The sequence below is a fragment of the Dietzia sp. IBK-p2-16D genome (genome assembly GCF_057773085.1).
In genome coordinates this window covers 285,104-297,458 of the sequence record NZ_JBYMTL010000002.1, presented here as the reverse complement: position 1 = coordinate 297,458, position 12,355 = coordinate 285,104, and the positions used below count along the sequence as shown (strand labels likewise).

Here is a 12,355-nt window from a genome sequence, read left to right as displayed (position 1 = left end):
AAGGCACCTGACATGGAGATCACCACGATCATCGTCGTGGCCCTGGCAGTCCTGGTCGGACTGTCACTGGGCCTGCTCGGCGGGGGCGGTTCCATCCTCGTCGTCCCACTTCTCACCTACATCGGCGGTCTCGACCCCAAGGAGGCCATCGCCACCTCGCTGTTCGTCGTCGGTGCGACGTCGCTGGTCAGCCTCCTCGGGCACGCCCGGAAGGGCAACGTCCAGTGGCGGACGGGCCTGATCTTCGGCGCCGCGGGCATGGTGGGCGCGTTCCTCGGCGGTCTGGCCGGCGGTTACATCCCCGGCACCATCCTCATGGTCGCCTTCGCGGTGATGATGATCGCCACCGCCGGCGCGATGATCCGGGGTCGCAAGGACCGCGACGGCGAGAGCAACACCCATCACCACCCGCTGTGGCGGATCCTGCTCGACGGCCTCGTCGTGGGCGCCGCGACCGGACTGGTCGGCGCAGGCGGCGGCTTCCTCGTCGTCCCGGCCCTCGTGCTCCTGGCAGGCCTGCCGATGACCGCCGCGGTGGGCACCTCCCTGCTGGTCATCGCCATGAAGTCCTTCGCCGGATTCGGCGGCTACCTCACCTCGGTGTCGCTGGACTGGCCGCTCGTCGCCGCGGTCACCGCCGCCGCGATCGCCGGCTCGTTCGTCGGGGTCCGGCTCACCTCTGTGGTTCCGGAGAAGGCGCTCCGGAAGGGCTTCGGCTTCTTCGTCCTGCTCATGGGCGCCTTCGTCCTGTCGCAGGAGCTGCCCTTCCCGGCCGCGCCGGCCATCCTCGGCGTGGTCGCCCTGGCGGCCGTGGCGGCGGCGACCTGCTGGTTCGGCTTCAGGGACCACTGCCCCCTGCGGTCCGCACCGCCGGCCGCCGCCCGGATGGCCTGACGCCACCCACCTCCGCGGCAACGGGGATGAACGGACCTTCCTTTAGCGGTGGCGTGACCTGGGTCACATAGTTACCGTAGCTCCACACTGTCAGCGGGAGGCGGGGTCATGGAGCACTTCAACCGGCGGGCGTTTCTCACGAGGGCATCGATGTTCGGGGCGTTCGTCAGTGCCGGGATCGCGTTTCCCGGAGCCCTGCCGCCGTCGCCCGGCCTGGTGGGCCGGGCGAACGCGCAGGGCACCGGGAGCGCCGTCCTCGACGCGGTCGAGGCGTTCTCCCTCGACACCATGCGCGGACTGTGCGTGATGGTCATGCCCGGTCCCGATGAGTGGTCCCGGCAGCAGGGCACCCCGCGAACGGATCCCGGCCCGATCGAGGTCGGTGGCGGCGAGTTCATGAAGGACCTGTTCGACAACTATCTCGGCATGGGCGACCAACTCGCCCGGCCCCTGGCTCTCGGGATCGCCCAGGCACTGGCGGACCTCGGCATCCAGACCGGCCCCTTCCTCGGGTTGAGCGAGCCCGACGGGCGGCGCATCGACCAGGTACTCGGTTACGTCTACAGCGACAGGGTTCTCCCCCTGTCCCTCCCCGTTGCGCTCCTGCTCAACACGGGCGCGCTGCTCGCCGCCCCGCCGGCGATCGCCGGTCCGCTGGGGTCGCCGTTCTCGCGCCTGTCGATGGTCGACAAGCTCCGGGTCCTGGAGGGGATCGAGGGGCCCGTTCCACAACTGGTCTCGATCATCGACGGCGCGCTCCCGGTCCCGCTGCGGGGCACCGCGTCCGGCTTCCTCAGGTTCGCCGGCGGCATCCTCCTCGAGGGGACCGCATTCGGCGTGTACTCCGAACAGCACAACTACAACCCCGTCACCAGGACCGTCGAACCGCGGCCGGTCCCGTGGGACCTCACCGGATATCGGCCGGACGGCCTCGTGGACGGCCACCCCGAACTGCTCGGTTACTACCAGAATCGGACGGAGGTGCCGGCGGATGCGTGATGTCATCGTCATCGGCGCGGGAGGAGGCGGCCCGGTGGTCGCCGCGGAGCTGGCGGGGCGCGGCCTGGACGTGCTCGTCCTGGAGGGCGGCCCACGACAGGCGGACCCGTCCACCGAGTGGTCGCACGCGGAGAACGACGCCAACAACCCGAACAACGGGTTCCTCCGCTTCGGCCCGGAGGACCGGTCCAAGCCCGCGTGGTTCCGGGAGTGGACCACCAACATGTTCGTCTGGCAGCTGTCCGGGGTCGGCGGGACCACCCAGCACTACTATGGCAACAGCCCGCGCCCCATGCCCGGCGTCTTCCGCGGCTACACGGGCGCGGACGCCGCGGAGTACGACACCGGTCACCTCTTCCCGTTCACCTACGACGAACTCGTCCCGTACCTCGAATGGGTCGAGGCCACCCTGCCCATCGAGACCGCCGCGATGGGGACCAAGGAGGCGCTGACCTTCCGGGGCTGCGAGAACTACGGCCTCCCCCTCCAGACCTCCAGGAACATCACCCGCAACGCCTTCCGCCCGCAGCAGAACGCGATCCTCCAGCCCGGGGGCAATGCCGGCCGGACGGACGACTCCACCCTGCTCACCTTCCCGCAGGCGACCGGCTGCACCTTCTGCGGCCACTGCTTCCAGGGGTGCTACATGCCCCGGCAGGCCCCGCGGAACCAGTTCGCCAAACGCTCGACCGACAACAGCTACGTCCCGCTCGGACTGTCCGCTGATGCCGTCCGCCCCGGTGGCCGCGCCTTCGAGCTGCTCGCGGACAGTTTCGTGCAGTCGATCCGTCACGAGCAGGAGGGCCCGCACACCGTGGCCCGGGGTGTCACCTGGCGGAACAACGCCACCGGGGAGATCTTCACCGAGGACGCCCGCGTGGTGGTGCTCGCCGGTGGCGCCACCGAGAGTCCCCGACTGTGGTTCAACAGCGGACTCCCCAATCCCAACGACTGGGTGGGACGGGGGCACACCGACCACTTCTTCGACTGGGTGGTGGGCAGCTTCGACGAGTACACGGGGAACTCCAAGGGCGCCAACTCCTCGGCGCGGATGGACTTCCCCGGACGCGGCGGGATCGAGAACGTCGGACTGGGTCCGGCGATCCAGGCCTTCTCCCTCTCGCTGTCCGATTCGGGCGCCCGCGGGTACTACGACAACGGCCGCGGGTTCACCGGCCCCTGGGACGGACCGGCGGGTCGCCTGGTGGGCAACGAGCTCAAGGACCTGATGATGGGCGGGATCGACAACCTGCTCAACTTCCTCGTGATCACCGACGACCACGTCGAGGCGGGCAACCGCGTCACCCCGTCCCTGTTCCCCGCCGACGAGAACGGCGCGCCCGCCAAGATCGACGTCTCGCTGCGCCGACGCACGCCACGGACCCTCGAGAACCGGGAATTCATGGTCCGACGCGCTGCCGAGATCATGCGCGCGGCCGGGGCGAAGAAGGTCTACCGGATGGACTGGGCGCCCCTGCTGCTGCACGTGCACTCGTCGATGCGGATGGGTGAGTCCGACCAGAACTCGGTGCTCGACTCCAACGCGGAGGCCCGGTGGGTCAAGCGGCTGTTCATCGCCGACAACTCGGCGCTGGCCAACTCGCTCGGCGGACCCAACCCCACGCTGACGACCCAGGCCCTCGCGACCCGCACCGCGGAGAAGATCTTCCAGACGTATTTCGACGGGGACCCGTGGGTGGACGAGGAGGCGCCGGTGGTGAGCACCGACCCCAGGATCTCCGCCCGGATGCAGCAGCTGGGCCTGTAGACACACGACCGGCAACCCGTCGGGTTCCGGGGACGCTCTACCGGCCCGGATCAGCCGTCGGCCGGTGTCATCGGAGATGATCGACGATGTGGAGAACACGAGCACGCGACGCGACTCGGTTCGAGAGTCCTACTCGGCCAGAGCTCAGGAGTACACGGATCACTTCGGCTGCATGGCCTCGACACACCCATCAGATCGGGCGCTGGTGAGGAGCTGGGCTGCCACGGTGTCGGGTCAGGTGCTCGACGCCGGGTGCGGTCCGGGCCAGTGGTCGAACTTCCTGGCCGAGTGTGGGTGCACCGTGAGCGGGATCGATCTGGTCCCGGAGTTCGTCGAACGAGCTCGCGCCCGGTATTCAGACCTCAGGTTCGACGTCGGCGGCTTCGAGAGGTTGGCCGCCGCGACAGGGTCACTGGGGGGTGTGCTGTCGTGGTACTCGCTCATTCACCACGGTCCGCAGCAGATCTCGGTTCCTCTGGCCGAGTTCGCACGCGTGATCCGACCAGGTGGAGGGTTGCTGGTGGGCTTCTTCGAAGGGCCAACCGTCGGGATGTTCGACCATGCGGTGACCACGGCTTATCGGTGGCCGGTGACCGCCCTTGGCCAGGAGTTGGCCGCAGCCGGGTTCGAGGTGATCGAGACGCATACGCGAACGGGAATCGGGCACCGACCTCACGGTGCACTCACCGCACGGCGGAAGATGACCCGGTGAGGAATGATCCCGGTGCTCCCGTGGGCCCCGGCGCCTAGAAGACGCTGATCCCCAGGCTCCGGCGCACCCGCAGGTCGGCGATGTTGAGGGTGTAGTACGCCCGCAGTGGCCGCGGGAAGACCCTCTCCAGCACCGAGGTGAGCGCCAGCACCACCCGGCGGCGGCGGAGGTCGACAGGGGTGATCTCCCAGCGCATCTCGTCGCGGATGCGCCCGGGTACCCCGAACTTGGTCATGGACAGGCTCCACGGCCCGATCGTCCTGTGGGCCAGGGTGCCGAGCTGCTTCATCCTGATCTCGAGCACGCGGAAGTCCGCGAGTGACTGCAGGTAGTCGCGGACGGTGTCGTCGATCTCCACCGCCTCGAGCCCCTCGGCGAAGCGCTGTTCGTACTCGGCCCAGGTGGTCGGCCAGCGCGCCTCGGGCACGTTGAGCGTGGTCCCCAGCGGCCGCGCCATCTCGATGATGCGGTCCAGCTCGGACTCGGTGAGCGGCCCGTGCATCATCTGCCATTGATCGGTGTAGTAGCGCACCAGACACAGGGCCACCCACAGTTGGTACCCGGCGTGGTTTGCGCTGTAGCGCACAGGACTGGCCTCGGTCGAGGTCACCTGCGCGTGGATCCGGTGGACGGCCTCGTGGAAGAACCTGCGGTCGGAGTCGCTGCCGAGGGTGGCCACGGCGAGGTACTGGGCCGTGGTCCGGGCCCGCTTGATCGGACGCAGGTCCCCGCGGCCGCGCTCCACCCGACTCTCGACGACCCCGTGGCCCACGGCCGGGTTGGCCAACTGCATGACCACATTGGCGACCGGGAGCCAGAAGGCCAGGTGGGTCGAGATGTCGGGCAGGTGCCGGATCCGCCGGCCCCCGTCGCTGGCGATATCGGTCCGCGCGCCTGCGGTCATCGTGCACCCCCTGCTCCACCGATCACATATATCTTACATGCACGGCAACTGCCCGTCAGCCCCGACGCCGGGGACCAGGAAAAATGCGAGGATAGGGTCACCTAACTATCTTCAGTTGAAGGAGAACACTGTGACTCGCCCCCAGTCCCGCCCCCCGGTCACCCTCACGGTGCTGCGCAGGGAGCCGGTGGCCGCGCACCTCGTGCGGGTCGTCCTGGGCGGGGACGGGTTCGACACGTTCGCCGCCCGCGCGGAGACCGACAGCTACGTCAAGCTCGAACTCCCCCACGCCGGGGAGTCGGTCGTGCGCACCTACACCGTCCGTCGGGTCGATGCGGACGCGCGCGAGATCTGGATCGACTTCGTCGTCCACGGTGACGAGGGCGTCGCCGGTCCGTGGGCCCGTTCGGTGGCGCCCGGAACCGAGGTCGCGGTGCGCGGCCCGGGCGGCGGGTACCGGCCGGACCCGTCGGCGGACTTCCACCTGCTGGCCGGCGACGAGACCGCGGTGCCGGCGGTCGCGGCGGCCCTGGAGTCGCTGCCCCAGGACGCCGTGGGTGCGGTGTTCCTCGAGGTCGGGGGCGACGACGACGAGATTCCGATCACCGCGCCGGCGGGGGTCGAGATCGTCTGGGTACACCGCGGAACCTCCTCGGGGGACGCCGGCCCGGGAGTGATCGACGGCGACGCCCCGCTGGTCGACGCGGTTCGGGACATGCCGTGGCCGAGCGGTGACGTGCAGGTCTTCGTCCACGGTGAGGCCGAGACGGTGATGAAGCACCTGCGCCCGTATCTGCGCTCCGAGCGGGGCGTTCCCGCCGCGCGGGCGTCGATCTCGGGCTACTGGCGACGTGGGCGCTCGGAGGAGGGCTTCCGCACCTGGAAGCGCGAGCTGGCGCAGTCGGAGTAGCGTCGCCGCAACCCGTGAGGTGAGTCCGGGCTCACCATCCCCGGCCGACCCGGTAACCTCATGTGCCAGCACCGTTCGCACCCGGCCCCTCGCGTATCCGTCCGCGAGGCTCAGACGGCACAGACAAGGGCATGGCATATGGCATTCTCACGCGCGAAGCTCATCACCGGACTGGTCGCCACCTCGGCACTCGTCCTCGCAGGTTGCTCGAGCGGCGGTGAGGACGATGCCGCCGGTGGTGGCGGCGAGTCCTACCGCATCGGCATCAACCAGCTCGTCCAGCACCCGGCCCTCGATTCCGCCACGGCCGGCTTCAAGGAGGCCTTCGCAGAGGCCGGCGTCGAGGTCGAGTTCGACGAGCAGAACGCCAACGGCGAGCAGGGCACCGCACTGACCATCGCCCAGCAGTTCGCGGCTGACGATCTGGACCTCGCCCTGGCCGTGGCCACCCCGGCCGCGCAGGCGATGGCGCGGAACATCTCCGACGTGCCGCTGCTGTTCACCGCGGTGACCGACCCGGTCTCGGCGGAGCTGGTGGACTCGATGGAGGAGCCGGGCGCCAACGTCACCGGCACCTCCGACGCGGCCCCCATCGAGAAGCAGCTCGAACTGCTCAAGGAGATCGTCCCGGACGCCGAGCGCATCGGCATCGTCTACGCCTCCGGTGAGGTCAACTCGCAGGTGCAGGTCGACCAGGCCGAGGAGGCCGCGGGCCCGCTCGGCCTGGAGATCGAGACCCAGACCGTCACCACCGTCAACGAGATCCAGCAGGCCGTCGAGGCGCTCGGAGATGTCGACGCCATCTACGTTCCCACGGACAACATGGTCGTCTCGGGCATCGCCTCGCTGGTGCAGGTCGCCGAGAGCAAGCAGATCCCGGTGATCGCCGCGGAGTCGGGAACCGTCGAGGGCGGCGCCGTCGCCACTCTCGGGATCGACTACACCGAACTGGGCCGCCAGACCGGCGAGATGGCACTGCGGATCCTGCGCGACGGCGAGGACCCGGCCACCATGCCCGTCGAGACCGCGACCGAGTTCACCTACGTGGTCAACGAGGACGCCGCCGAGCGTCAGGGCGTCACGATCCCCGAGGACATCCTCGCCGAGGCTGAGAAGAAGTGATCGGGACCGTCGAGGTAGGCCTCATCTACGGGGTCATGGCGCTGGGGGTCTACCTGACCTTCCGCGTGCTCAACTTCCCCGACCTCACCGTCGACGGCAGTTTCACCACGGGCGCCGCAACGGCGGCCATGGGCATCCTCGCCGGCTGGAACCCGCTGCTCGCGACCCTCGCGGGTTTCGGCACCGGGTTCCTCGCCGGCACGGTCACGGGATTGCTGCACACCAAGGGCAAGATCGACGGCCTCCTCGCCGGTATCCTCACCATGATCGCGCTGTGGTCCGTCAACCTCCGGATCATGGACGGCGCGAACATCCCGCTGCTGCGCAGCGACACCGTGTTCACGCCCCTGGAGGACGCCGACCTGCTGGGCGAGTGGCCCGGGGTCGGCATCCTCGCGGTGGCGGTCCTGCTGCTCGGGCTGGTCGTCCTGTGGTTCCTCACCACCGACCTCGGCCTGTCCATCCGCGCCACGGGCGACAACGGCCCCATGATCTCCTCGTTCGGCGTCTCCACCGACTTCACCAAGACCCTCACGCTGGCCCTGTCGAACGGGTTCGTGGGCATGTGCGGCGCGCTCATCGCCCAGTACCGCGGTTTCGCCGACATCTCGATGGGCATCGGCCTCATCCTGGTCGGCCTGGCGTCGGTGATCATCGGGCAGGCCATCCTCGGCCAGCGCAAGCTGCTGCTCGCGGTGCTCGCCGTGATCCTGGGCGCCCTGCTCTACCAGCTCATCATCTTCGCCGCCCTCCGCGTCGGCCTGGATCCCAACGACATGAAGGCCGTCACGGCGATCCTCGTCGTGGTCGCGCTGCTGTTGCCCCGGTGGAAGGGTGCGAGCGGACGCTTCGGACGCACACCCACCACCCCGGTCGCCGCCAACGAACGTGCGGCGGCGGGTGCCGGGACCGCCGTCGACGCGGGCCCCGATTCCGCCGCGACCGGCACCAAGGAGGCATGACGATGCTGACCGTCACCGGAGTGTCCAAGACCTTCTTCCCCGGGACCGTCAACGAGCGCCGGGCGCTGAACGACCTCAGTCTCACCCTGGCCGAGGGCGACTTCGTCACGGTGATCGGTTCCAACGGCGCCGGCAAGTCGACCTTGCTCAACGCGGTCTCCGGGCGGCTGCTCGCCGACAGCGGGAACATCGAGATCGACGGCACCACCGTCAACCGACTGCCCCAGCACAGGCGCGCCAAGTACGTCGGCCGGGTCTTCCAGGACCCGCTCGCCGGGACCGCCCCCAACCTCACCATCGAGGAGAACCTGTCGCTCGCGTTGCTGCGCGGCCGCCGGCGGGGCCTCGGCCCGGGCCTGAGCAAGAAGCGTCGCGGCCAGTTCTCGGAGCAGCTCGCCATGTTGGAGCTCGGCCTCGAGGACCGGCTCACCGCCAAGGTCGGCCTGCTCTCGGGCGGCCAGCGGCAGGCGCTGTCGCTGCTCATGGCCGGGTTCACCCAGCCGCGCATCATGCTCCTCGACGAGCACACCGCGGCTCTCGATCCCCAGCGCGCGGAGCTGGTCACCACGATCACCGAGCGCATCGTCCGCGAGGGCGGTCTGACCACCCTCATGGTCACGCACAACATGGAGCAGGCCATCCGCCTGGGCAACCGGCTCATCATGATGCACGAGGGACAGATCGTCTACGAGGCCGACGCCGCGACCAAGTCCAAGCTCACCGTGCAGGACCTGCTTCGCGAGTTCACCAAGATCAAGGGCGCGACCCTCTCGGACCAGGCTTTCCTGGGCTGACCCGCCGGGCCCCGACCATCGACGAAAAGACAGTTCCGCACACGTCGCCCGAGAGGCGGGTGTGCGGAACTGTCTTTTCGATGCGGGTAGGGGTGCGACTCAGCGGTCGACGGGCGTAGCGGCCTCCCAGCCGGCGCCGCTGCGGCGCACGAGCCCCATCTGCTCGAACTTCTCGAACCACCCCGGGGCCGGCCAGTCACCCCACCGCTCGGCGTAGTGGGCCCCGTTGCGGAGCAGGTCCGCGAGGTGGTCGACCGGCGGATCGGAGACCGGGTGCCACCGGTGGTACGCGTGCGCGCCGGCCACCAGCACCACCGGCACACGGCGGTACAGCAGCCTGCGACCGAAGTCGGTGTCCTCGGCGCCGTAGCCGGTGAACGCCTCGTCGAACCCGCCGAAGTCCGTGCGCAGGCGCGTCCACAGCGCCGGACGCAGGGCGAACGACAGTGACCAGAACATCCCGAACTCGCCCGGCTCCAACTCGCGGGTGCCGACCGCGGGGAACGGCCGTGCCGGGTGCGGGTCGGTGTAGGCCGACAGGTCGGCCGGGTCGGGGGCTCCGGCGGACTCGGGCAGGTAGGTGACCGGCCCCAGACCGACGACGCCCTCGGGCAGTTCGTTGTAGTACCACCCCAGGTCGGGACCGGGCATGCAGTCGACGTCGAGGAAGACGATGAGCTTCGCCCCCAGTTCGGCCGCCCTGTCGCCGCCGAGATTGCGGCTCCGGGCGACGGGCAGGTCGGGGCCGGCCTGCAGCTCGACGATGTCCGCGCCGTCGGCGGCGAGCTCAGCGGCCAGCTCGGCGCTGCCGGGCTGCTCGGGGAGGACCACCACGTGCTTCGCGCCGGGCAGGTGCTCGGCCATGGCGCGGCGCTGGGATCGGAGGTGTTCGGCGCGACCGGGCGTGCAGACGGTCACGACAGCGATCGACGCGGCCGAGCTCACCGCGGGCCTCCTGTCGCCGACTCCGCGGCGGCGCCGAGCATCTCGGCTCCCGGTTCGCGCCCCGCAGCCACGCACTCGAGGGTCCGGGCCAGTCGCCCGGCGGCGCCGTCGACCTCCCAGGCACGCCGCAGGCCCGAGCCCGCTCCCGGGCTGGAACGGGCGCGTTCGAGAGTGCGACGGACGGCGTGGACCAGATGGGCGACGGGGTCCTCGCGGCCCACCACCTCGGCCAGTCCCAGGTTCGCGAGGGTGAGGGCGGTGGCGTCCTGCTCGTCGAAGGGCCTCTCCTCGGGGACCACCACGAGGTGGGCGTCGGCGGCGGCGAGATCGGCGATCGAACTCTGTCCCGCGGCGCTGACGACCACGTCGGCGCGGGCGATCTCGTCCCACGGGTCGGCCACCCAGCGTCCGCCGGGCCCGCCGAGCGAGATCCACTCGACGTCGTCGAGCTGGTCGCGGACGGCGTCCCAGCGGACGTCGTGGCCACCACCGCCGGAGCCCCGCAGGTGCAGGACCCGCGGTCGGCCGTGCCCCCGGGCGCCCGGCTCGGGGTCGCGACCGGCGAACCGCGAGACCCCGCCAACGGGTACCAGCGGGCGGCTCGCCCCGGCGGGGACGGGTGCGCCAGCGGCGCGCGGCCACCCGGCCACCAATGCCGAGCTCACCCCGTGGGCGAGAAGGTGCGGGGCATCGTCGCGCCGGCCCGGCAGGACCGTGGTGACCACCGGCGTCCCGGTCAACCGCGCCGCGAGGGTCACCTCGACGGAGATGTCGCTCCAGAACACCTCCGGGGCGTCGCGACCGATCCACTCGGCGAGCATCGTCATGCGTTGACGCAGCCCGGCCTGCCGCAACGGCACCCAGTGCAGCCGACCTCCGGCGGTCGGGTCCGGATCCGCGGGACCGTCGCCCGCGACGGGACCGGGACCGGTGGCCTCGTCGGTGCCGGTGGCCGCGTCGGTGCCCGCCTCGTCGTAGTCCAGTGGCAGCGGGAGGATCCGGATCCGCCCGGGGTCGGGATTGGCGTCGGCGTGGATGCGCGCGGAGGTGAGGACGGTGACCTCGTCGTCGAGGGCGGCGGCGACCGAGAGCGCGCGCTGCACATGGCCACTGCCCTGGTGGTGGGCGTACACCCCGATCACGACGCGGCGCCCACCAGCAGGCCGCGCAGCAGCGTCTCGAGGGAATCGATGCGGGCGTCGTGGGAGAACGCCGCGGCGGCCGCCCGGGCGATCGTCACGCGGTCGAAGGTCAGCGCGGCGGGGATGCCCGCCGCGAGGGCGGACGCCGGGTCGCGTCCCGGCTCGACCAGCACCACGCCCGGTTGCCCGTCGAGGATCTCCCGGATCCCCCCGCGGGCCAGGGCCACCACCGGGGTGCCGCAGGCCAGCGCCTCGACGGCGGTCAGCCCGAACGGCTCCTCCCAGCACGGCGTCACCAGCGCCACCGCGGCCGAGGCGACCAGCGGGACGAGCGCGTCGCGGCCGAGCGGGCCGTGGTAGCGGACGCCGTCCCCGGCGTCGCGCAGTCGGGGCGCGAGGACCCGCTCCATGTACCGGTCGTCTCCGACCCGGCCGGCCAGGTCGAGCGTGAGGCCGGCGCGGCGGGCCGCCTCGACCGCCAGGTGCGGGCCCTTCTCGGGCACGATCCGACCGGTCCAGACGGCGCGGGGCCGGGCCGCGGGACGGCCGGCAGTGTGAGGACCGGCAGTGTGAGGACCGGCGACGGGGGTACCGGCAGCGTGGCGACCGGTGGTGGTCCGGGCGGCGGACCGGCCACGGGGCCCCCAGACCCCCAGGTCCACACCGTTGGGCAGGACCTCGGCGCCGTGCGGCACCCGCCAGGAACCGAGCACGGAGTTGCTCACCGCGAGCACCCTGCCGGTCGCCGAACCGTACCGGTCGAACGCCTCCTGCATCGGCGCCAGCTGCGGGCAGTGCAGGGTGGTGATCAGGGGCGTGCCCATCTCGGCCGCGCGGACGAGCGGGACGTGCGACAGGCTGTGGTTGAGCACCACGTCGAACCCGGACACCGCCACGTGGTCCATGACCCGGTCGAACTCCGCGGCGTCGGCCTCGTACCCGCCGGGCGGGTAGTAGCTGTCGCCCCGTCCGGTGGCGGCGGCCAGGGTGGTGAACTCGAGGCGACGGTCGTGACCCTCGCTCCCGGCGGCGGCGTAGAGCGTGACGCGGTGACCCCGCGCGCGCAGCTCACGCACCTCCTTGGCGACCACCACCTCGAGACCCCCGGCGTACGGCTCACGGATGGGGAACCGCGACGGGCCGATCACTGCGATGTCGAGTCGCTCCTCGTTACGGGCGTCCACGGGCCCCCTCTCGTGTCGT

The 12,355-nt window shown here is 70.9% G+C and carries 12 protein-coding genes; 8 read left to right on the top strand and 4 right to left on the bottom strand.

Features of this window, described 5'->3' with window-relative positions; translation table 11 throughout:
- The first annotated feature begins 12 nt into the window (after positions 1–12).
- The 4 genes from AC3DE3_RS05720 (at position 13) to AC3DE3_RS05705 (ending at position 4,373) form a co-directional block, all read left to right on the top strand.
- Positions 13–894: a sulfite exporter TauE/SafE family protein gene (locus AC3DE3_RS05720; protein WP_488369300.1), complete on the top strand. Its 882-nt coding sequence runs from the start codon at positions 13–15 to the stop codon at positions 892–894.
- Between the two features lie 108 nt (positions 895–1,002).
- Entirely contained in the window at positions 1,003–1,893 is an 891-nt protein-coding gene (locus AC3DE3_RS05715) for a hypothetical protein (RefSeq protein ID WP_488369299.1), read from the top strand.
- A complete protein-coding gene (locus tag AC3DE3_RS05710) occupies positions 1,886–3,661 on the top strand; it encodes a GMC oxidoreductase (RefSeq protein WP_488369298.1) in 1,776 nt (591 codons plus the stop codon). Before AC3DE3_RS05715 ends, AC3DE3_RS05710 begins: the two co-directional genes overlap by 8 nt.
- Positions 3,662–3,737: 76 nt before the next feature.
- A complete protein-coding gene (locus tag AC3DE3_RS05705) occupies positions 3,738–4,373 on the top strand; it encodes a class I SAM-dependent methyltransferase (RefSeq protein ID WP_260485962.1) in 636 nt (211 codons plus the stop codon).
- Between the two features lie 34 nt (positions 4,374–4,407).
- Here the strand turns inward: AC3DE3_RS05705 and AC3DE3_RS05700 are convergent, their stop codons facing one another.
- Positions 4,408–5,277, bottom strand: coding sequence for an oxygenase MpaB family protein (locus AC3DE3_RS05700; RefSeq protein ID WP_260485963.1), 870 nt, complete (start codon positions 5,275–5,277; stop codon positions 4,408–4,410).
- A gap of 130 nt (positions 5,278–5,407) precedes the next feature.
- On the opposite strand from AC3DE3_RS05700, the gene AC3DE3_RS05695 reads away from it, so the two are divergent.
- The 4 genes from AC3DE3_RS05695 (at position 5,408) to AC3DE3_RS05680 (ending at position 9,065) form a co-directional block, all read left to right on the top strand.
- Positions 5,408–6,187, top strand: a complete 780-nt coding sequence (locus tag AC3DE3_RS05695; protein WP_260485964.1) for a siderophore-interacting protein — start codon at positions 5,408–5,410, stop codon at positions 6,185–6,187.
- A 138-nt stretch (positions 6,188–6,325) separates the two neighbouring features.
- A complete protein-coding gene (locus tag AC3DE3_RS05690; RefSeq protein ID WP_260485965.1) occupies positions 6,326–7,309 on the top strand; it encodes an ABC transporter substrate-binding protein in 984 nt (327 codons plus the stop codon).
- Positions 7,306–8,271, top strand: coding sequence for an ABC transporter permease (locus tag AC3DE3_RS05685; protein WP_488369297.1), 966 nt, complete (start codon positions 7,306–7,308; stop codon positions 8,269–8,271). Before AC3DE3_RS05690 ends, AC3DE3_RS05685 begins: the two co-directional genes overlap by 4 nt.
- Positions 8,272–8,273: 2 nt before the next feature.
- The gene (locus AC3DE3_RS05680) at positions 8,274–9,065 is read left to right on the top strand and encodes an ABC transporter ATP-binding protein (protein WP_488369620.1); all 792 of its coding nucleotides are present in this window, start codon (positions 8,274–8,276) and stop codon (positions 9,063–9,065) included.
- A 99-nt stretch (positions 9,066–9,164) separates the two neighbouring features.
- Here AC3DE3_RS05680 and AC3DE3_RS05675 read toward each other — a convergent pair whose 3' ends face one another.
- Genes AC3DE3_RS05675 through AC3DE3_RS05665 form a run of 3 tightly spaced genes read right to left on the bottom strand, consistent with a single transcriptional unit; the run spans position 9,165 to position 12,336 of the window.
- On the bottom strand, positions 9,165–10,010 hold the full coding sequence (locus AC3DE3_RS05675; RefSeq protein WP_488369296.1) for a glycosyltransferase family 2 protein: 846 nt from the start codon (positions 10,008–10,010) through the stop codon (positions 9,165–9,167).
- Positions 10,007–11,152, bottom strand: a complete 1,146-nt coding sequence (locus AC3DE3_RS05670; RefSeq protein WP_488369295.1) for a glycosyltransferase — start codon at positions 11,150–11,152, stop codon at positions 10,007–10,009. The genes AC3DE3_RS05675 and AC3DE3_RS05670 overlap by 4 nt, the downstream gene beginning before the upstream one ends.
- Positions 11,149–12,336 carry a glycosyltransferase gene (locus AC3DE3_RS05665; RefSeq protein ID WP_488369294.1) on the bottom strand — a complete coding sequence of 396 codons (1,188 nt, stop codon included), beginning with the start codon at positions 12,334–12,336 and terminating at the stop codon, positions 11,149–11,151. The genes AC3DE3_RS05670 and AC3DE3_RS05665 overlap by 4 nt, the downstream gene beginning before the upstream one ends.
- Positions 12,337–12,355 lie beyond the last annotated feature (19 nt).